16 protein-coding genes are annotated in these 21,257 nt (G+C 66.8%); 11 read left to right on the top strand and 5 right to left on the bottom strand.

Features of this window, described 5'->3' with window-relative positions; translation table 11 throughout:
- Window positions 1-15 precede the first annotated feature (15 nt).
- On the bottom strand, window positions 16-1,026 hold the full coding sequence (locus tag VF649_RS14160) for a VacJ family lipoprotein (protein ID WP_331012607.1): 1,011 nt from the start codon (window positions 1,024-1,026) through the stop codon (window positions 16-18).
- 124 nt (window positions 1,027-1,150) lie between these two features.
- Between VF649_RS14160 and VF649_RS14155 the strand changes: the two genes are divergently transcribed.
- The 5 genes from VF649_RS14155 to VF649_RS14135 all read left to right on the top strand — a co-directional run bounded on the left by VF649_RS14155 (window position 1,151) and on the right by VF649_RS14135 (window position 7,899).
- Window positions 1,151-2,107: a metalloregulator ArsR/SmtB family transcription factor gene (locus tag VF649_RS14155; RefSeq protein ID WP_331012606.1), complete on the top strand. Its 957-nt coding sequence runs from the start codon at window positions 1,151-1,153 to the stop codon at window positions 2,105-2,107.
- Window positions 2,104-3,051: a methylenetetrahydrofolate reductase gene (gene metF / locus VF649_RS14150; RefSeq protein ID WP_331012605.1), complete on the top strand. Its 948-nt coding sequence runs from the start codon at window positions 2,104-2,106 to the stop codon at window positions 3,049-3,051. The genes VF649_RS14155 and metF overlap by 4 nt, the downstream gene beginning before the upstream one ends.
- A gap of 54 nt (window positions 3,052-3,105) precedes the next feature.
- Window positions 3,106-4,161 carry a homocysteine S-methyltransferase family protein gene (locus tag VF649_RS14145; RefSeq protein WP_331012604.1) on the top strand — a complete coding sequence of 352 codons (1,056 nt, stop codon included), beginning with the start codon at window positions 3,106-3,108 and terminating at the stop codon, window positions 4,159-4,161.
- A gap of 85 nt (window positions 4,162-4,246) precedes the next feature.
- Window positions 4,247-6,886, top strand: coding sequence for a methionine synthase (gene metH / locus VF649_RS14140; RefSeq protein WP_414713689.1), 2,640 nt, complete (start codon window positions 4,247-4,249; stop codon window positions 6,884-6,886).
- An 83-nt stretch (window positions 6,887-6,969) separates the two neighbouring features.
- On the top strand, window positions 6,970-7,899 hold the full coding sequence (locus tag VF649_RS14135) for a right-handed parallel beta-helix repeat-containing protein (protein WP_331012602.1): 930 nt from the start codon (window positions 6,970-6,972) through the stop codon (window positions 7,897-7,899).
- A gap of 120 nt (window positions 7,900-8,019) precedes the next feature.
- On the opposite strand, the gene VF649_RS14130 is transcribed toward VF649_RS14135, so the two are convergent.
- The gene (locus VF649_RS14130) at window positions 8,020-9,651 is read right to left on the bottom strand and encodes an alkaline phosphatase family protein (protein ID WP_331012601.1); all 1,632 of its coding nucleotides are present in this window, start codon (window positions 9,649-9,651) and stop codon (window positions 8,020-8,022) included.
- 56 nt (window positions 9,652-9,707) lie between these two features.
- Between VF649_RS14130 and VF649_RS14125 the strand changes: the two genes are divergently transcribed.
- From VF649_RS14125 to VF649_RS14110, 4 genes are all read left to right on the top strand, one after another.
- The gene (locus VF649_RS14125; RefSeq protein ID WP_331012600.1) at window positions 9,708-11,798 is read left to right on the top strand and encodes a protein-disulfide reductase DsbD family protein; all 2,091 of its coding nucleotides are present in this window, start codon (window positions 9,708-9,710) and stop codon (window positions 11,796-11,798) included.
- A gap of 35 nt (window positions 11,799-11,833) precedes the next feature.
- Window positions 11,834-12,592, top strand: coding sequence for an SDR family NAD(P)-dependent oxidoreductase (locus tag VF649_RS14120; RefSeq protein ID WP_331012599.1), 759 nt, complete (start codon window positions 11,834-11,836; stop codon window positions 12,590-12,592).
- 6 nt (window positions 12,593-12,598) lie between these two features.
- On the top strand, window positions 12,599-12,802 hold the full coding sequence (locus VF649_RS14115) for a DUF5818 domain-containing protein (RefSeq protein WP_331012598.1): 204 nt from the start codon (window positions 12,599-12,601) through the stop codon (window positions 12,800-12,802).
- Between the two features lie 193 nt (window positions 12,803-12,995).
- On the top strand, window positions 12,996-13,775 hold the full coding sequence (locus VF649_RS14110; protein ID WP_331012597.1) for a class II aldolase/adducin family protein: 780 nt from the start codon (window positions 12,996-12,998) through the stop codon (window positions 13,773-13,775).
- A gap of 13 nt (window positions 13,776-13,788) precedes the next feature.
- On the opposite strand, the gene VF649_RS14105 is transcribed toward VF649_RS14110, so the two are convergent.
- A complete protein-coding gene (locus VF649_RS14105; protein WP_331012596.1) occupies window positions 13,789-16,635 on the bottom strand; it encodes an insulinase family protein in 2,847 nt (948 codons plus the stop codon).
- A gap of 319 nt (window positions 16,636-16,954) precedes the next feature.
- Here VF649_RS14105 and VF649_RS14100 point away from each other — a divergent pair, with 319 nt between their 5' ends.
- Both VF649_RS14100 and VF649_RS14095 read left to right on the top strand, forming a co-directional pair.
- The gene (locus VF649_RS14100; protein WP_331012595.1) at window positions 16,955-17,101 is read left to right on the top strand and encodes a hypothetical protein; all 147 of its coding nucleotides are present in this window, start codon (window positions 16,955-16,957) and stop codon (window positions 17,099-17,101) included.
- An 83-nt stretch (window positions 17,102-17,184) separates the two neighbouring features.
- Window positions 17,185-17,763, top strand: coding sequence for a DUF2721 domain-containing protein (locus VF649_RS14095; RefSeq protein ID WP_331012594.1), 579 nt, complete (start codon window positions 17,185-17,187; stop codon window positions 17,761-17,763).
- On the opposite strand, the gene VF649_RS14090 is transcribed toward VF649_RS14095, so the two are convergent.
- Both VF649_RS14090 and VF649_RS14085 read right to left on the bottom strand, forming a co-directional pair.
- A complete protein-coding gene (locus VF649_RS14090) occupies window positions 17,667-19,223 on the bottom strand; it encodes an efflux transporter outer membrane subunit (RefSeq protein WP_331012593.1) in 1,557 nt (518 codons plus the stop codon). The genes VF649_RS14095 and VF649_RS14090 overlap by 97 nt on opposite strands.
- Window positions 19,220-21,257 (bottom strand): efflux RND transporter permease subunit (locus VF649_RS14085; protein ID WP_331012592.1); only part of this gene is annotated, 2,038 nt, incomplete at its 5' end. The genes VF649_RS14085 and VF649_RS14090, both read right to left, overlap by 4 nt.

The following is a 21,257-nucleotide window of genomic DNA, read 5'->3' as shown; positions in this document are numbered from 1 at the left end:
CTTCCTTCGGGTTGGTCAATCGAGCAGATAGGCGAGCCGCGGCGATGCCGCCGGCGGGTTTGCGATGGCGCTGGGTGTCGGCGTCGGCGGGGCTTGCGGTTCCGACGCTGGCGCGGCTGCGGGCGTTTCGGGCGCTGTGGTCGAGGTAGACGGATCGGCAATGGCCGGATCGGTTCCGCCGGTGTCGGCGCCCATGCCAGGTCCAGCGTCGTCCAGCGCATCATCCTCCTGATTGGCGATCGCGGCGGCACGCCGTTGCAGGAATGCGGAGCGCGCGCTGGCATAGGGATCAAGACTGGAGGCGAGGAACTCGTCGGCGCCGCTTTCGGTCAGATCGGCGCGGATGCTGACGACCGACAGGGCGGCGATCCCGCGTTTCGTCCAGACCGACAGGTCGCTCTGGTTGAGCGCGATCTGGTACGGGTCGGCTACGAACGATACGCCCGTGCCGACGCCGTCGCGCACCGTCGAGGGGCCGAGCACCGGCAGGACGACGTAGGCGCTGCTCTTCACGCCCCAGACTGCCAGCGTCTGGCCGAAATCCTCCGGCCGTGGCGCGATGCCGATCTTGCTGGCGTGATCGACCAGCCCGCCGACGCCGATGGTGGTGTTGACCACGAAGCGGCCCAGATTGTTGAGCGCGCGTTTCGGCTTGCCCTGAAGCAGGTTGTTGACGAACGACCAGGGTTCGCCGAGATTGTTGAAGACATGGCTGATGCCGCTGCGCAGGATGCGCGGCACGATCTTGCGATAGCCCGACGATACGGGTTTCAGCAGGATGCGATCGACCACCTGGTTGAAGTCCCAGATACCGCGATTGAGTTTTTCATACCGGTCGCGCGGTTCGGGCGCGGGATCGCCAAGCCCGTCGGTCAAGAAGCCGGGCTCCGCGGCGGCGGCGGTCGGTGCCGGGGACGTCGGTCCGGGCTGTGCCGGCGTGGGCGCCGAGACGGGGGGAGATGCCGGCGTCTGTGCCTGTGCCGCACCATTGCCGCCGAGCAGCGCGGCCACACAGACCGTTGCCATTATCCGCATCTTCATATCCCGTATTGCACAGTGCCCGCGGGCAAGACCGGCGCGTGCCACAGCACCCCAACCCACACAAGTCGCTTGCATTCATATAAAGACATCTTTATGTCCTTATATCGACATGGCACCGTTGATCGACATCTTCCGCGCGCTGGCGGACCCGACGCGGTTGCGGATCATGGCGTTGTTGCGCGCGATGGAACTTTCGGTCGGAGAACTGGCGCAGGTGCTGGGGCAAAGCCAGCCGCGGGTGTCGCGTCATGTGAAGATCCTGACCGACGTCGGGCTGGCGGATCGACGCAAGGAAGGCGCCTGGGTTTTCGTGGGGCTGGGTGACCGCGTGCGGGTCGAACCGTTGCTGGCAGCGGCCGATGGCTGGCGGCGGCCGGAGGACCATGAGGCGCGTGCCGATCGTGATCGGTTGACCGCGGTGCGGGCCGATCGCGCGGCGGCGGCGGAAGCATGGTTCGCGGATCACGCGGCGGAATGGGATGCGATCCGGTCGCTGCATGTGGCGGAGAGCGAGGTCGAGGCGGCGACGGTCGCGATGCTGTCCGCGGGCATGGTCGGGCGGCTGGTGGATATCGGCACCGGGACCGGGCGGATGATCGAATTGCTTGCGCCGTTGGCGAACCAGGCTTTGGGTGTCGACCGAAGCCCGGAGATGCTGCGCATGGCGCGGTCGAAATTGTCGGACGCCGGGCTGGCGTCGGTCGAACTGCGCCAGGGTGACATGTATGCGCTGCCGCTGCCACCCGGATCGGCGGATACCGCGGTGCTGCATCAGGTCCTGCATTATGCGCAGCAGCCGGCGGCGGCAATTGCGGAGGCGGCACGGCTGCTGGTGCGTGGCGGACGCTTGCTGATCGTCGATTTCGCGCGGCACGAGCGCGAGGAATTGCGGCAGCGGGCGGCGCATGTCCGGCTGGGGTTTGACGATGCGCAGGTGCAGGCATGGTTCGGCGACGCCGGGTTGATCCTGGACGAAGTGCAGGAATTGGCCGGTGGTGCGCTGACGGTGAAATTGTGGCTGGGGCGCAAGGGTGCCGGGCCCCTATCGAAGAGGATCGCCGCATGACGATGTCGGTCGCCGAACTGGAAGAAGCGCGGCGCGCGCTGGACGCGCCGCTGTTCGCGGATGTCGCGGGCGATGCGAAGGTGTCGTTCGAATTCTTTCCGCCCAAAAGCGAGAAGATGGAACAGACGATGTGGCAGGCGATCCAGACGCTGGCGCCGTTGAAACCGGAATTCGTGTCGGTCACGTACGGCGCCGGCGGGTCGACGCGCGAGCGCACGCACGCGACGGTGGCGCGGATCGCCGCGGAAACCGACGTGCCGGCGGCCGCGCACCTGACCTGCGTCGACGCATCGCGCGACGAAATTGCCGAGGTGGCGCGGGCCTATTGGGCGGCGGGCGTGCGCCATATCGTGGCACTGCGCGGCGATCCGCCGCGGGAGGGCGAACGGTTCGCGCCGCATGCCGACGGCTACCGATCGGCGGCCGAACTGGTGGAGGGGTTGCGCGGGATCGCACCGTTCGAGATTTCGGTCGCGGCCTATCCTGAGATGCATCCGGAGGCGACGTGCGCCGATACCGACATCCTGAACCTGAAGCGCAAGATCGATTCCGGCGCGACCCGCGCGATCACGCAATTCTTCTTCTCCCCCGAAGCCTATTTCCGGTTTCGCGACCGCGCGGCGGCGGCGGGGATCAGCGCGGATATCGTGCCGGGCATCCTGCCGGTGTCGAACGTGGCGCAGACGCGCAAGTTCGCCGCGATGTGCGGCGCGGAGATCCCGGCGTGGATGGACCGGCTGTTCGACGGGCTGGACGATCATCCCGCGACGCGGCAGCTGGTGGCGGCGACGGTGGCGGCCGAGATGTGCCGCAAGCTGTATGCGGGCGGGGTGCGGGAATTTCACTTCTACACGCTCAACCGGGCCGAACTGGCCTATGCGATCTGCCATCTGCTCGGCAAGCGGCCGGGAACAGGAACTGTGGCGCTGGAGCAGGCGGCCTGATCCTCCCGCCGGGGGACAGGCCGGGATGTCAGCCCTTTACCATTGGAAACGACTATGAAGCCCTCTGCCGCCGCCGCCCGGTTCCGCGAACAGGCCGCCGACCGCGTGCTGATCACCGATGGCGCGTTCGGGACGATGATCCAGGGCTATGGGTTGCAGGAAACGGATTATCGCGGGGGGTATGATCTCGCGCTCGACCAGAAGGGAAATAACGACCTGCTGGTGCTGACGCGCGCCGATGTGATCGATGCGATCACGCGCGCCTATCTGGATGCGGGATCGGACATCGTGTCGACCAACACGTTCAATGCCAACCTGATCAGCCAGGAGGATTATGGCGCGGTCCACTTGGTCCGGGACATGAACCTGGCGGCGGCACGGATCGCGCGGGTGGCGGCGGATGAGTATCAGGCGCGTGACGGGCGGCCGCGGTTCGTGGCCGGGGCGATCGGGCCGACCAACAAGACATTGTCGCTGTCGCCGGACGTCAACGATCCGGGTTTCCGTGCGGTCGATTTCGACACGATGAAGGCGGTCTATGCCGATCAGGCGGCGGCGCTGCTGGATGGCGGCTGCGATTTCATCCTGATCGAGACGATCTTCGACACGCTGAACGCGAAGGCGGCGATCATGGCGGTGATCGAGGTGGCGGAGGCGCGGGAGACTGAGGTGCCGGTGATGATCTCGATGACGATCACCGACATGTCGGGGCGCAACCTGTCGGGCCATTCGGTCGAGGCATTCTGGTATACGGTGCGGCATGCTCGGCCGCTGACGATCGGGCTCAACTGCGCATTCGGGGCGGACCTGCTGCGGCCGCATGTACAGGTGCTGTCGGGGATCGCCGATGCGCTGGTGATGGTCTATCCCAATGCCGGGCTGCCCAATGATCTCGGCGAATATGACGAGCAGCCGGAGACGACGGGCGGTTTCATCCGCGAATGGGCGGAGGGGCAGCTGGTCAATGTCGTCGGCGGATGTTGCGGTTCGACGCCGGGGCATATCGCGGCGATGGCGAAGGCGGTGCAAGGACACAGGCCGCGGCCGGTGCCGGTGCTGGCGGTGAAGACGACGCTGGCGGGCCTGGATCCGATGGTATTGGCGGCATAAGTCCGCTCTCCCGCGCAGGCGGGGGGCCAGATCGACGGTTGGAATTGGACCCCGCCTGCGCGGCCGGTACTGGATTGAAGGTAGAATGAACGTGGCGACCGCTTCCCTGCTTCCCGATGACGAGACCCCGGCGGTGTCGACCGCCAACTTCGTCAATATCGGCGAGCGGACCAATGTGACGGGGTCGGCGAAGTTCAAGAAGCTGATCATGGCGGGCGACTATCCCGCCGCGGTCGAGGTGGCGCGGCAGCAGGTGGAGGCGGGCGCGCAGGTCGTAGACGTCAACATGGACGAGGGCCTGCTGGACGCGGAGGTGGCGATGACCACCTTTCTGAAGCTGATCGCGGCCGAGCCCGATATCGCGCGCGTGCCCGTGATGGTCGACAGTTCCAAATGGACCGTGATCGAGGCCGGGCTGAAATGCGTGTCCGGCAAGCCGATCGTCAATTCGATCAGCATGAAGGAGGGCGAGGCCGAGTTCCTGAAATATGCGCGGAAGGTGATGGCTTATGGTGCGGCCGTCGTCGTCATGGCGTTCGACGAGGTCGGACAGGCGGACACCCGCGCGCGCAAGGTCGAGATTTGCGGACGCGCCTATGACCTGCTGGTGGGGATCGGGTTCGATCCGCAGGACATCATCTTCGATCCGAACATCTTTGCGATTGCGACCGGCATTGACGAGCATCGCCGCTATGCGATCGATTTCATCGAGGCGTGCCGCGACATCCGGGTGCGGTGCCCGCATGCTCACATTTCCGGTGGTGTCTCCAATCTGAGCTTCTCGTTCCGCGGCAACGAACCGGTGCGGCGGGCGATGCATTCGGTGTTCCTGTACCATGCGATCCAGGCGGGCATGGACATGGGCATCGTCAATGCCGGGCAGCTTGACGTGTACGACGCGATCGATCCCGAGCTGCGCGAGGCGTGCGAGGACGTCATCTGGGACCGGCGCGAGGATGCGACCGAGCGGATGATCACGCTGGCCGAGAAATATCGCGGGACCGACGCGGTGGCGGAAAAGGCGGCGGCGGAATGGCGCGGCTGGGATGTGGTGAAACGGCTGGAACATGCGCTGGTCAAGGGGATCGACGCGCATGTCGTGGAGGATACCGAGGAAGCGCGACAGCTTTATCCGCGGCCGATCGAGGTGATCGAAGGGCCGTTGATGGACGGGATGAACGTCGTCGGCGACCTGTTCGGATCGGGCAAGATGTTCCTGCCGCAGGTCGTGAAATCCGCGCGGGTGATGAAAAAGGCGGTCGCCCATCTGCTGCCGTTCATCGAGGCGCAGAAGGAGCCGGGCACGCGCGCCAAGGGCCGGATCATCATGGCGACCGTCAAGGGCGACGTGCATGACATCGGCAAGAACATCGTCGGCGTGGTGTTGCAATGCAACGGCTATGAAGTGATCGACATGGGCGTGATGGTGCCGTGGACGGAGATCCTGAAGGCGGCGGCCGACAATGATGCCGACATGATCGGGCTGTCCGGCCTGATCACGCCATCGTTGGACGAGATGGTGACGGTTGCCGCCGAGATGGCGCGCAGCAACATGACGATGCCGCTGCTGATCGGTGGGGCGACCACGTCGAAGGTGCATACCGCCCTCCGGATCGCGCCGAAATATGCAGGGCCGGTGGTGCATGTGCTGGATGCATCGCGCGCGGTGGGCGTCGCGTCGACCCTGATGTCCGATACCCAGCGCGACGGGTTCGTGGCGCGGACGGCCGCCGAATATGAAGCGGTGCGGGTGGCGCGTGCCAACAAGGGGCAAAGCGACCTGGCGCCGCTGGACGAGGCGCGGGACAATGGCTTCGCGGCCGATTTCGCGCAGAAGCCGGCCGCGCCGAACAGGCCGGGCACGCATGTCTTTCCGGAATGGCCGCTGGAGGATCTGCGGGACTATATCGACTGGACGCCCTTCTTCCGTGCGTGGGAGCTTGCCGGCAATTATCCGGCGATCCTGTCCGACCCGATCGTGGGGGAAAGCGCGCGCGGCCTGTGGGAGGATGCGCAGGCGATGCTGGACCGGGTCATCGGCGAGAAGTGGCTGACGGCACGGGGTGTCGCCGCGCTGTGGCCATGCCGGCGCGAGGGCGACGATATCCTGGTGCGGACCGACGATGGCGAGATTGCGCTGCCGATGCTGCGCCAGCAGATCCGCAAGCGCGAGGGTCGCGCCAACATGTGTCTGGCCGATTTCATCGATCCGGCGGGCGATTGGATCGGCGGCTTTGCGGTGACGGCGGGGCACGGGATCGAGGAGCATCTGGCCGGGTTCAAGGCGAACCACGACGATTATCAGGATATCCTGCTGAAAGCGCTGGCCGACCGGTTGGCGGAGGCGTTTGCCGAGCGGCTACATCTGTATGTCCGCGCCGACCTGTGGGGCTATGCCGCGGGCGAGCAGTTGACCAACGAGGCGCTGGTGAAGGAGCAGTATCGTGGCATCCGCCCGGCGCCCGGTTACCCCGCCTGTCCGGACCATAGCCTGAAACCGATCCTGTTCGACCTGCTGCAGGCTTCACAGGCAACCGGAATCACGCTGACCGAAAGCTTTGCGATGCTGCCGACTGCGGCGGTGTCCGGTTTCTATTTCGGGCATCCGGACAGCGCCTATTTCGGGGTGGCGCGGGTCGGTCGCGACCAACTGGTCGACTATGCGGCGCGGCGCGGCGTCGACCTGGATACGGCGGAACGCTGGTTACGGCCGAACCTGGACTGACGAAGGCCGGCTGTTCCGTTATGGAGCAGCAATGGCGGAGGATCGCGCTCGACTTCTGTGCGTACGCGGGCATTGTCCGCGCCATGAAAAAGCTGATCCTTGCTGCCGCCCTATTGTCCGCCACTGCTGTCGCACAGGGGGCTGGCCCCTTCACCGTGACGGGAAACGGGCAGAGTTTCTACCGGTTGCAGGATGCGGTCGACGCGATCGGGGCAGGCGACGGGACGATCCGGATCGCGGCCGGCACGTTCAAGGATTGCGCGGTGGTCAGTGGCGGCCGGGTGGCGTTTGCGGCGGCGATATCGGGAACCGCGATCTTCGACGGCGGGACGTGCGAGGGCAAGGCGACGCTGGTGCTGCGCGGGCGTGATGCGGCCGTCGACGGGCTGGTGTTTCGCAACATCGGCGTGCCCGACCGCAACGGCGCCGGCATCCGGCTGGAGAAAGGGAACCTGACCGTCACGAACAGCGCGTTCCGGGACAGCGAGCAGGGTATCCTGACCGTCGACGATCCGGCGCAGGTGGTGACGATCCGCCGGTCGACCTTTTCCGGACTGGGGACATGCGAGGGAGCCGGAGGCTGTGCGCATGGGCTGTATATCGGCAGTTCCGGCATGCTGGACGTGGCGAACAGCCGGTTCGAACGCGGACGTGGCGGCCATTATGTCAAGACCCGGGCGCGGCGCGTAGCGATCGTCGACAGCAGTTTCGACGACACGCAGGGGCGTGGCACCAATTACATGATCGACCTGTCCAACGGCGCCACCGGGCGGATCACGGGCAATGAATTCGTCCAGGGCAAGGACAAGGAAAACCACAGCGCTTTCATCACGGTTGCGCCCGAGGCACGCGCCAACCCCTCGACTGGGCTGGTGATCGACGGCAACCGCGCATCGCTGGCGCCGGGGGTGACGTGGTCGTCGACTTTCGTCGCGGATTTCGCGCATGAGCCGTTGAAGATCGGGCGCAACCAGCTTGGACCCAGGATAACGGCGATGGATTCGCGGAACTGACATTCCCGAACATGGCATCCCGGACGTAATCCGGAATCCAGGAACGCAGGTGCCATGCCTGAAACGCCGGATTGGCGGAAGCGCCCGGGCCACGGCCTCCGCCGGGGCGCCAACTCGCGATCATCGCGCCGCGCAGGTATCCACGGGGCCGGGATCGAGATCCAGACAGCGGCCGTCGATTTCGGCGGCGGGCACCGGAAGCGCGATGAGGGCGGCCAGGGTCGGCAGAATGTCGACAGTTTCCACCGAAAGCGGCTGTTCGAACCCCGTGGTGCCGGGGCGGTAGAACAGCATTGGCACACGGCGATCGTAGATCCAGGGTGAGCCATGGGTCGCGACGCTGCCCTTCGGATCGGCGATCGGCGTGACGTGCGGCTTGAGCGCGACGAGCAGATCGCCCGAGCGTTCCGGGTCGAAGCTGGCGCGGAAGCGTTCGGCAAGCGACCATTCCTCCACCGGCGGGCGCGGGCTGGGCATCCGCCGCAGTTCGGCTGCCGTGAACACGCCGGCGACCTGTGGATGGGCGAGATAGCGGGCACGCGCCGCTTCCAGCACGCGGGGGCGGATATCGGCGGGAATATCGCGCGACAGATAGATGTCGCCGAACGGACCATCTCCGTAGAGGACCGGGCCGGTCAGCTTGAATTCGGCCGCAAGCGCCTGACCCACGGCTGCGGGAGACAGCGCGGGATCGACGCGCTGCGCATCGGCGATGCCGCGGGCGGCGTTGCGTTCGGGCAGGTCATGGCCGCCGTGATCGGCGGTCAGGACGACGGCGTAAGGCACCTTGCTGGCATCCAGCGCGGCGAGGATGCGGCCGACATTGGCATCCACGCCCAGCACCTGCGCGCACATCTCCGCGCCTTCGGTACCATAAGCATGACCGACGGCATCGGTGGCGGACAGGCCGATCGACAGCGCGTCGGGGGCATCGCCCTGACCCAGTTTCAGATCCTTGATGAGCGCCACCGCCAGATCGGTCACCTCCCGATCGAAATCGAGTGCGGTGCGGAAGCCGCCGACGTCAGCCGCCTTGCGCGCGATCAGCGTGCCGACGTCGCGCGTGCCGACATGCACGGCGGCCGCCCGTGTAGTGCAGGCGGCCGGCAGCACGGCGCGGCCGGGACGCGCGAGAACCGCCGCGACATCGGCATTGACGCGGGCGACGGCTGCCGGAGCCGGCGCCGTGCGGCCGGGCAGGGTGACGAAGCTCTTGCCGCCCCAATACCAGGCCTGGTCGATGGCATGGCCGCCCATCATCACCGCGGCACGGTCCTTGCCGGCGACCGAGACGACGCGGCTTTGCGGATTGGCGGCCTTCATCCTGTCGCCCAGCGTCGGCACCTTCAGAAATTGCGGGGAGACGGTGTAGCTGTCGGAGCTGCTGCCGGGGACGGTGGGGTCTTCGGTGCAATAGACTTTCTTGTCCGCGCGCGGCAGCGACAGATCATACCAGTTGTTGGCAATGATCCCGGTTCGCGACGGGTGCGCGCCGGTCAGGATCGTGCTGTGCCCGGGGCACGTTTCGGTTGCGGCGTGGCTTTGGTAGCCCGACGGGAAGACCGCGCCCTGTTCCAGACGCTTCAGACCGGCGGTGTAGAGCGGGCGATATTCCGCGAACAGATCGGCGGAGAACTGATCGATCGAGATGGTAACGAGCAGCTTTGGGGGCGTCGGCTGCGCGATGGCGGTCAGCGGGGTGGCGAGCAGGACGACGGCGGCAAGGGCACGGAACGATCGGGACAAGGACATTCTCCACAGCGCGGTCGGCCATGCTATAGCCCATCACCAGCATGTTGGGAGTGTCGATGATCGCGTCCTGTTTCCGTATCGTGACACTGTTGGCCATCGGCCTGCTGATGCATGTGATTGCGGCGCCCGCCACCGCGCAACCGGGCGGGCGCGGCGTGCCGCACATCCGTGCGCAACTGGTCGCGGAGAGCGCGGTACCCAGAAGCGGAGCGACGACCACGCTGGCGTTCGTCATGACGCCGGACGCGGGCTGGCACGGCTATTGGAAGAATCCGGGCGATGCGGGCGTCGAGACGCGGGCGACGTGGACATTGCCGCGTGGCGTGACGGCGGGACCGATCGGCTATCCGGTGCCGCAGACGCTGATCGTCGCGGGACTGATGAACTTCGTCTATGAAGGCCGGTATGCACAGCCGCTGACACTGACCATCCCGGCAGGATTGGCGAAGGGCACGACGCTGCCGATCCGGGTGCGGATCGATTATCTGGCGTGCACCCGCGAAATCTGCGTCCCGGAACGCGCGGACCTGTCGACCGTGCTGACGGTGGGCGACGGTGCCGTGACCCCAGCGGCGCGACGGGTGTTCGACGGATATCGCGCGGCCCTGCCGAAGCCGCTTGGCGGGCGGGCGCGGTTTGCGGTGTCGGGCGGACGCTATCGGATGGCGGTGCCGATGCCGGCTTCGGTGCGGGTCGCCGATCCCTATTTCTTCCCGCTGACCGACCGCGTGATCGACTATGCCGCCCCGCAGCGCGTGTCGCGGCAGGGTGATGCGCTGATCGTCGAGACTGTGGCCAAGGGCGCGGCGCCGGCCGTGGTGACCGGCGTATTGCGGATCGCGCGAGGCGTCGGGCTGACGCTGACCGCCGTGCCCGGGTCGGTGCCTGCCGCAGGCGTGGCAATCGGCGCCGCAGACGATGCGACGGATCAGGCGGGAAGCGCGGGGCTTGGCACCGTGCTGGCGGCGCTGGGCGGCGCGATGCTGGGCGGATTGCTGCTGAACGTGATGCCGTGCGTCTTCCCGATTTTGAGCCTGAAGGCGCTGAGCCTGGCGCGGGGCGGTCACGATGAGCGCACCGTGCGGCACGAGGCGCTGGCCTATGCCGCGGGTGTGATCCTGGTCTGCGTCGCATTGGGTGCCGTGTTGCTGACCTTGCGGGCGGGCGGCAGCGCGGCAGGCTGGGCGTTCCAGTTGCAGGACCCGCGCATCATCCTGTTGCTGATGCTGCTGACGGCGGCGATCGGGTTCAACCTGGCGGGGCTGTTCGAGTTGCCGGCGATTTCCGGCGGCGGTGCGCTGGCGGCGAAGCGCGGCGTGGGCGGCGCATTCTGGACCGGTGCGCTGGCGGCGTTCATTGCGACGCCCTGTACCGGTCCGTTCATGGGTGCGGCGTTGGGCGCGGCGCTGGTCCTGCCCACGCTGGCGGCGCTGGCGGTGTTCGCCGGACTGGGACTGGGGATGGCGGTGCCGTTCCTGCTGCTGGGCTATATTCCACGGTTGCGGGCGGTGTTGCCGCGACCGGGCGCATGGATGGATGTGCTGCGCCGCGTGCTGGCGCTGCCGATGTTCGCGACTGCACTGGGGCTGGCGTGGATCCTGGGACGGCAGGCGGGGGTCGACGGGATGACACTGGGGCTGTTCGCGGCGATGCTGCTGACGATCGGGCTGTGGTGGGTCGGGGTGCGGCAGGCGGGCGGGCAAACGCGCGCCTGGTGGCCGCTGGTGCCGGCGACGGCAGCAGCGCTGGCGCTGGTCGTGATCGTGCCGCGCTCCGTGGATGCCGTGGGTGCCACCGCCACCAGCACCGCGTCAACGGGCGTGCCGTTCGACCGCGTCAAATTGGCCGCATATCAGGCCGCGGGAACGCCGGTGTTCCTGTATTTCACCGCCGACTGGTGCCTGACGTGCAAGGTCAATGAAAAGGGCGCGATCGAGCGGGCGGAAGTCCGCGACGCGTTTGCGAAGGCGGGTATCGTGACGATGGTAGGCGACTGGACCAACGGCGATGCGGAGATTTCCCGCTTCCTGGGCGAACATGGCCGGTCGGGGGTACCGCTCTACCTGTTTTCCGGCAAAAGCGGGGGAGCGCTGCGCGTGCTGCCGCAGGTGCTGACCCCGGGAACGCTGACCGCGTTGGCGCGCTAGGCGGGTTGGATCGGCGAATGGAAGGACGCGGGGCGATGGGCAGGACGGCGTTGGTGACGGGGGCGACCGCCGGGTTCGGGCGCGAGATTGCGCGGCGGCTGGTTGCGGCCGGCTATCGGGTGATCGCCACCGGGCGACGGACCGAACGGTTGGAGGCGTTGCAGCACGATTTGGGATCGGAATCCGTGCTGCCCTGGACGCTGGACGTGACGGATGCCGCGGCGGTGGCGGGCTTGCCGCGCGTGCTGCCCGAGGCATGGCGGGCGATCGACATCCTGGTCAACAACGCCGGGCTCGCGCTGGGCACGACACCCGCGCAGGACAGCGACCTGGGCCAATGGGAGCAGATGGTCGCCACCAACGTGTTGGGCCTGATGCGGATGACGCACGCGATCCTGCCCGGCATGGTCGCGCGCGAGCGGGGTGATATCGTTAATCTGGGCAGTGTGGCCGCCAACTATCCCTATCCGGGTGGCAACGTCTATGGCGCGACCAAAGCGTTCGTGCAGCAGTTCACACTGGGCTTGAAGACCGATGTGGCGGGCACCGGCGTGCGGGTGAGTGACGTGCAACCCGGACTGGTCGGCGGGACGGAATTCAGCATAATCCGGTTTGGCGGCGATGCGGACAAGGCAGCGGCGCCCTATGCCGACACCACGCCGATGACGGCGGAGGATGTCGCGGAAGCGGTGCTCTGGATCGTTGGCCTGCCGCGGCATGTGAACGTCAACCGGATCGAGTTGATGCCGGTGGTGCAGGGTGCGGGGCCGTTCGTGGTGAAGCGGGAGCGCTGAGCCAGGATGGTCGCGATCGGGAGTCCGGTCGACGAGACGGGCACGTTGATCCGCGATGGCGGCGGGTTCGCGCTGCGCCGCGACGCCGGCGGAGTCTGGCGGCTGGATCTGCACCGTGTACCGGTCGACCGGATCGAGAAACGCGTGCGGGTGCAGGGCCTGATGGTGGCGGAGGGACTGGTCGACGTCGACGGAGTCGCACCCGCCTGAACCGGGCACGCACGCAGCGGTGATCGGCATGCCGCGATGGGCCATGATGATGGCCGTAAAAATATCTCGAAGATTGCCGCTACGTCCGCAGGCGCCCGTGTCCGTCGGGGGCCTGCGGGTCATTTTCAGCGACTGGCGCGGGGACGTTGGGCGGTTTAGGCTTGCCGCAAAATAGTCGAAGAGGATGTGCGTGATGGCGAGTGTGGCCCTGAACAGCAGCAATGTGCGAGACCAGGTTTCACCCGAGGAATGGCAGGCGCGGGTCGATCTGGCCGCGGCCTATCGGCTGGTGGCGCTCTATGGTTGGGACGACCTGATCTTCACGCATCTGTCCGCGCGGGTGCCGGGTCCGGAACATCATTTCCTGATCAACCCGTATCAGATGATGTTCGAGGAAATCACCGCGTCATCGCTGGTGAAGATCGACACGAACGGGCGGCCGGTCATGGAGACGCCCTATATGGTCAATGCAGCGGGGTTCGTGATCCACAGTGCCATCCACATGGGGCGGGACGATGCGATGGCGGTGCTGCACCTGCATACCTCTTATGGACAGGCGGTGTCTGCGATGGACGAAGGGCTGTTGCCGCATACCCAGACCGCGATGATTGCACGGCATGACGTCGCCTATCACGACTATGAAGGGATCGCGACCGAACTGGAGGAGCGCGACCGGCTGGTTGCCGATCTGGGATCGAAGAATGCGATGCTGCTGCGCAACCACGGTACGCTGACCGTGGGCGAGACGGTGGGGCAGGCGTTTCTGCGGATGTATTTCCTGGAACGCGCGTGCGAGGCGCAGGTGCACATGTTGTCGGCCGGGCGCAACGCGCTGAGCGCACCGCCGCAGGGCACGCCGGAAAAGGTGCAGGGGCAGTCGAGCGGACCCGGCATGAAGATGCTGGCCGACCTGATGGCGTGGCCGGCGCTGCTGCGCAAGCTGGACCGGCGCGACCCGAGCTACCGCGACTGACGCAGCCCGGCGGTCAGGGTTTCCCCGGGCCGAGCACCTGGATGCGGAGTGACGGTTTGCCGGCGATCCATGTCATCATCGCGGCCTTGACCGCCGCCGGCGTGACGCCGCGGTAGCCCGCCACGATGGTCGCATGGACGCGGTGCAGACGGGGATCGTCCAGGTCGCCGATCAACACGCCCTGCCAATAGCCATTGGTACGCAGCGCGCGTTCGTTGCCGCTGACGATCGGGGTGACCACCCGCGCGACTTCGTCGGCGGTGGGACCGTTGGTGGCGAGATCGGCCTGGATTTCCCGGACGGCGCGTTCGAAATCGGGAATGCGGTCGCGACGCAGCTGGCTGCTGGCGGAGAAGAGGCCGAACGAGGGTTGCGTCAGCGATGCCGCGCTGGCGACATTGGGGGCGTAGCCGCCGCCTTCGGCTTCGCGGAATCGGTCGAACAGCCGCGCCTGGACGATATCGGCGGCCACCCTGAGCGCGCGGGTTTGATCCAGATCGGCCAGCCCACCGGTCGTGGGCCAGGCCACGACCGCGATGGCCTGCGCCGGATCGCCGCGGTGGCGGATGATGACGGGCGTCGCGGCGGGCGTGAACGGGTGGGAGTCCAGTCGGTCGGGTGCGACGGCCTGTTGCGGACGGGCGGGGGTGGCACCGACAGTCGCGGCGGCGGCGCGGATCGCGGCTTCGACATCGACGTCACCCAGGATCACGACCCGGCGAATGCCCGGCGCCAGCAGCGGCGTCCAGAAGCCGCGAAACGCATCAAGGGTCAGCGCGGCAATGGCGTCGCGCGCGGGGTAGGCATAGCGCTTGTCCCCGCCGTGCAGGATCTCCGTAATCATGGTGCCGGCAGCACCGCCGGGCGTGGCGAGGCTGGTGTCGTAATTCTGGACGGCCGCGTCCTTGAGCCGGCCCAGGCTGCTCGGATCGAACCGCGGTTCGGCGACCGCCGCGCCGAGCAGGCGGAGTTCGTCGGCCAGATCCCGTTGATTGGTGAAGCCGCTATACCGGATTTCGCGTTCGCCCAGCGACAGCGCGATGCCGAGGCGCCGGCCGGCCATCAGCCGTTCCAGCGCATCGGCGTCGAACGGGCCGATGCCGCCTTCGGCGACGGCGCCGAGCGACCATAAGGGCGCGGGGCGGGCGGGATCGAGCGCGGCCATCCCGTTGCCGACCAGCGTGACGACGGCAACCCGATCCTTGTCGAACGGCGTGCGTTTGACGACAAGATCGACGCCGTTGGCGAAACGTATCCGGGTCGCGTCATAGTCGGCGATCTGCGTGCGCGACACGATGCGACCCGGTGCGGCCGGCGGCGCCAGATCGGCGAAGCTGACGTCGCGGTCGGTCGATCGTGCCGCCGCCTTGATCGCGCGGGCGGCGACCAGCGTCCTGGCGAAACCCGGCTGACCGCCGGGAACCGGCGCCGGCGATGTCAGCAGCGCCCGGGGCGGGCCGCTGATCAGGCTGCGCATGACCGCACCGACCTTGTCCGGAGCCAGCATCGCCTTCGACGCGGCGAAGATCGTCGCATAGGTGGTTGCCGTTGCGACGACGTCGCCTTCGTCCACCGACTGGATCAGGAGATTGGCGAGGGCGGGCGACGTCGCGGTCGTTTCCCCCGCGACACGCGCGCGGAACAGTTCGTCTATGTCGGCGGCTTCGCGGGCGATCTCTGCCGCGGTCGGCGGTGTGGCATCGATATCGGCGAGCACGCCGTACAGATCGTTCAGCGCCTGCTGCGCCTGTCCGGTTCGGGTGGTGGCGCCGATCTGGACCAGGTCGACGCCGTGACGTCCTTCCGACTGGCTGGCGCCGGCCGCGACGAAGCCGGCGCCGGCGCGCGCTTTCCGCGTCAGGCGGCGGTTGATGATCCGCAACGCGAGTTCACGGACATAGGCGACGGCCTGGCGGTCTTTCGTCCAGGGGCGATCGTCATGCGCACGCACCCAAAACAGCGCGAGCCCGTTCGACGCCTGAGGATCGGACAGCACCGCGCTGGTGATCGCGGGTACCACCGGCGTGCCATAGGCGATCGGCCGGGGCGCCGGCCCGCGACCCGTCCAGCCGCCGAAATGGCGACGGGCCAGTACCTCCATCTGCGCGACATCGATATCGCCGACGATGGTCAGCACAGCATTGTCCGGGCGATACCAGCGATCGTAGAAGGCACGCAGGCGATCGGGCGTAGCGGCGGACAGGGTCTGTTCGGTGCCGGTCACCTCACTGGTGGCGGCGCGCGTGCCGCTGAACAACAGGGGTTTGGTGAGATCCTGCAGCCGGCGGGCAAGGGGTGGGAGCCGGAGGTCGCGTTCTGCGATGACCACCTTGCGTTCGATGTCCACCGCCGGTCCGCCCAGCGTTGCCTGGCGCATCATGCCCGACAGCACCGACAGCGCGGTATCGACCGATGCCGTGTCGGTGCGCGGCAGATCGAGGACATAGGTGGTGGCGGTCAGCGAGGTGAACGCGTTGGTGTCCGCGCCGAAGCTGGCGCCAAGCCGTTGCCATACGCGGATCGCCTCGCCATCGGGAACAGCCGCCGTACCGCGGAACAGCATATGTTCGAGAAAATGCGCATAGCCCTGTTCGTCGGGCCGTTCCTCCAGCCCGCCGGCACCGATCCGCACACGGATCGACAAGGTTCCGGCCGGCAGCGCATTGCGGCGCAGTGCATAGCGCAAGCCGTTGGAAAGCGTGCCGAACCGCCATGCCGGGTCCTGAGGAATGTCGCTGCCACGGTAGAGCCAGGCGGTATCGCCGGCCGGGTTGACGGCGACAGGGCCCGGTGTCTGTGCACCGAGCGGAACCGCCGCGCACATCAGAACCGTGGCCATCCCACGCAGAAGATTTGGCATGCAGGCACCCTTGATCCCGGTCCGATCCGCGGCGTTAGCCGAGCGGCGGATCGCCCGCAATCACGCCGCAGCCGCGACACATCCTATCGCACCGACAAGCGACTCTATCTTGTCTACCCTGCAAGAAGAGTTAGCTTGGATCATGCTCCCTAGCATGACCCTGCGACCCGGCATTCAGGAGAATGCCGGGTCGGATTTTCCGGTACCCGTTCGCGCCCGCCACGATCAAAGATTCTCCTTGGCGCCCATTGATCTTAGCGAACATCCATGATTTATGGTTATCAAGAGAAGCCACAGAGAGGGCTTCCTTGAGGATGTCATGAACAAGATCACTTTTTCCCGCGACGACTCCGATTCCGATCGGCCAAGCAACCACGACAGCCTTTTGCTTGGGCTGGTGACGGTAACCGGATTATCGCTCGCGCTGTGGACGTCGCTGATCACCGCGGTTGTCCTGCTCGCCTGATTTGCCGGGATGACGGCGATGGCGGTCTGCTGATGCCGCCATTTCCCTTGACGCCGCATCGTCGCTGCCGTCATCGACTATTCATGATCGAACCCAACGCCGCCGCGGAGCTTGCGCATACCATCCAGATGGCGACGGCGCCTGTGTTCCTGTTGACCGGGATCGGTGCTTTCCTGAACGTGATGGTGGGGCGGCTGGCGCGGGTCGTCGATCGCGCCCGCGCGCTGGAGATGCGGTTCACGCCGCCGGGGCACGCCGATCATGCACGGCAAGTCTGGGAGCTGCGCCTGCTCGATCGTCGGATGCGGGTGGTGAGCATCGCAATTTCGCTCTGTACCGCCAGTGCCGCCCTGATCTGCGGCGTCGTGGCCGGACTGTTCCTGGCGCGGCTGATCGGGATCGGGTTTTCACGGACGATGGCGATCATCTTCGCCATCGCCATGATGATGCTGATCGGCGGTCTCACGATGTTCCTGTTCGAGGTGCATCTGTCGATGAAGAGCATCAAGATCCGGCACGAATTGCTGGAGCGCCAGGAACGGCGCTGGTGGCAGTGGGCGGCGGATCAGCGTGTCGCGGCTGCGGCATCCTCCGGCGAGCGCAGCGACGGCGCCGCGGCGGGGTCACCCGCGATCAGCGCATCCCCGCCAAGCACACGGTAGAGGGTCACCAGGTTGGTCGCGCGCGTGAGGCGGGTGGTCACCAGCTGCTGTTGCGCGCTGTACAGCGTGCGCTGTGCATCCAGCGTATCGAGAAAAGCCCCGATTCCGCCCCGATAGGCGCGCTCCGCGAGAAAATAATTGTCCTGCGCCGCATTGGTAAGATCCCGCCGCGCGGCGAGTTCGCGATCGATCGTGCCGCGGCGGGCAAGCGCGTCCGACACCTCCTGAAACGCGGTCTGGATCGTCTGTTCGTAGGTGGCCAGCGCCAGTTGCTGTTGGGCGCGGGCATAAGCGAGATTACCGCGATTGGCGCCGCCGTCGAAGATCGGGAGCGACACGGTCGGTGACACGCTCCAGTTGAAGGCGCCGCCGGAGAAGAGCGAGGACAGCGCTCCGCTGGCCAACCCGGCAAGGCTGGTCAGGCTGATGGTCGGGAAGAAGGCCGCGCGCGCCGCGCCGATTCGGGCGTTCGCGGACCGCAACGTGAATTCGGACTGCACCACGTCCGGGCGACGAAGCAGGATGTCGGAATTGAGACCGGCGGGAACTTCGCCCAACAGTCCGTCGACACGTTCGATCGAAGCAGGCAGCAGGGCGGGATCGACCGGCGCACCGACCAGCAGCGTCAACGCGTTGACATCCTGCGCCAGAGCCGTGGTGATCGATGCGGTATCGGCGCGCGCGGTGAACAGCACGGTTTCCGCCTGGCGGAGATCGGTGCGCGGGGCGATGCCGCCCTGCAGCCGGGCACGGGTGAGCGCCACGGAGCGCGCCGCGCTCGCTTCGGTTGCCTGCGCGATCGCGAGCAGGCTGCGGTCCGAAGCGTAGGTGAGATAGGCGCTGGCGACCTCGCCAACCAAGGTCAGGCGGCTGGCGCGGGCGCCGGCCTCCGTACCGAAATAGGTGGCGAGCGCGGCACGGCTGAGCGAGCGGATCCGGCCGAACAGGTCGATTTCAAACGCGCTGATGCCGGCGTTGATGGAATATTGATCGGTGAAGCCGCCATTGCTGCCGGTGGTGACCACGCCAGTCCCGGTTCCAACGCCGGTCCCGGTTCCCACGCCGCCGTTTCCGTTTCCGACCGTGCCATTGCCAAGATTATTGCTGATGCCGCTGGTGCCGTTGTCGCCAAGCTGCGCCCGTCCGGTCGCGGCGATCTGGGGCAGGAGCGATGATCGTTCCACGCGGTAGAGTGCGCGCGCCGACGCGACATTTGCCGCGGCAATCCGCAGATCGCGGTTGTTGGCCAGCGCCTGGCCGATGATGGTCTGCAGCCGCGGATCACGGAAGATGTCGCGGTAGGAGAGCGTCGGCAGCGTCGCTTCGCTCCGGCGCAGATAGGCATCGCCGACCGGCCAGCCGACGGTGACCGGTGCCGGCGTGCGTTCATAGCGGGGTTCAAGGCTGCATCCGGCCAGAAGCAGCGCAGCGAGCGAGACGGCGGAGACGATACGGATCATGCGGGTGCGCCCTCCGGCTGCGGATCGGGGCGGTGGTCGGCAAGATGACCGCGCCGGAACAGGCGGCGGACCAGCACGAAGAACAGCGGTACGAAGAAGATGGCGAGCACGGTGGCGGTCAGCATGCCGCCGATCACGGCGGTGCCGATCGCGATCCGGCTCTGCGCACCGGCGCCGGTGGAAATGGCGAGCGGCAGCACGCCGAAGATGAACGCCAAACTGGTCATCAGGATCGGGCGGAGGCGGAGTCGGGCGGCTTCGATCACCGCGTCATAGGGCGATTTGCCACCTCGTTCGGCCTGTTCCGCAAACTCGACGATCAGGATCGCGTTCTTGGCGGACAGGCCCATGGTGGTGAGCAGTCCGACCTGGAGATAGACGTCGTTCGAGAGCCCGCGCAGCGCCACCGCCAGCACCGCGCCGATGAGGCCCAGCGGAATGACGAGCATGACCGAAAACGGGATCGACCAGCTTTCGTACAATGCCGCAAGGCACAGGAAGACGACGAGCAGCGACAGGCCGTACAGCAACGGCGCCTGCCCGCCGGACAGCTGTTCCTGGAACGACAGTCCGCTCCAAGCGACCGACGTGCCCGGCAGTTTGGAGGCAAGTTCCATCATCCGGTTCATGGCATCGCCCGAACTGTTGCCGGGTGCGGCCTGGCCCTGGATCTCATAGGAAGGGAGGCCGCTGAAACGCGTGAGCGTGGCCGGCGCCTGACCCCAGGCAGTGGTCGCGAAGGCGGAGAAGGGCGCCATCTGTCCGCTGTCCGTGCGGACGAACCAGCTGTCCAGATCCTCCGGCCGCGAGCGGTACGGGGCGTCGCCCTGCACATAGACGCGCTTGACGCGGCCCCGATCAACGAAATCGTTGACATAATTTCCGCCCCACGCCGCGGACAGCGTGGCATCGACGCTGGCCTGGCTGATGCCGAGAGCGCCGACCTTTTCCTGATCGACATTGACTGTGAGCGTCGGCGTGTCCTCCAGCCCGTTCAGGCGGACGGCGGACAGCGACGTGTCAGACTGCGCAGCGGCGAGCAACTGATCCCGGCGCGCCTTGAACTCTTGCCGCGACAAGCCGCCGCTGTTGAGCAGTTCCAGGGTGAAACCGTTCGACTGGCCAAGCCCGCGCACCGTGGGCGGATTGAGCGCGAAGAACTGGACGTCGCGCAACGTGCTGAGGGCGCGGGTGGCGTTCTGCGTGATCGAGGTGGAGTTATTCTCCACGCCCTTGCGCTGATCCCAAGGCGCGAGCGCGATAAAGCCCTGACCGGCATTTTGGCCGGATCCGCCCTGGCTCTGACCCGACACCGTATAGACCGCGGCGACGTTCCCGCTTTGCGGGCCGAGAAAGTAATTCTCGATCTGCTTGGCGGCCGCGATCGTTCGCGCCTGGGTTGCGCCGGGGGGAAGCGTGTACTGGATCTGCGCAATCCCCTGATCCTCGGTCGGCAAGAAGCTGGTCGGAAGCCGGAAGAAGACGAGCGCCAGCACCGCGACGATCACGGCGTAACCGATCAGCCAGGGCACCGCCCGTCCGAGGACGTGGCGCACGCCGGACACGTAGCGACGCTGGCCGCGTTCGAAGCGATCGTTGAACCAGTCACTGCCCCGCGCGAACCAGGCGGCAACGCGGTTGCGCGGCGGTGCACCATCATGGTCGTGCACGGGCGGCTTCAGCAGACTGGCGGTCAGGGCGGGGGTCAGCACCAGTGCCACCACCACGGACAGGATCATCGAGGAGACGATCGTGATCGAGAATTGCCGGTAGATCACGCCGGTCGAGCCGCCGAAGAACGCCATCGGCAGGAACACCGCCGACAGCACCAGCGCGATCGCGATGAGCGCGGTCTGGATTTCGGACATCGATTTGACGGTGGCATCGTGCGGACTGATGCCCGGTTCCTCCTCCATCACGCGCTCGACATTTTCGACCACCACGATCGCATCGTCGACCAGCAGGCCGATCGAGAGCACCAACCCGAACAATGTCAAAGTGTTGATCGAATAACCGAATACCGCGAGGATACCG

Origin of the sequence: Sphingomonas sp. (genome assembly GCF_036387535.1) — a bacterium.
Classification (GTDB): domain Bacteria; phylum Pseudomonadota; class Alphaproteobacteria; order Sphingomonadales; family Sphingomonadaceae; genus Sphingomonas_R.
The sequence above is the reverse complement of the archived record's forward strand: the minus strand, read 5'-3'. Positions and strand labels throughout refer to the sequence as shown.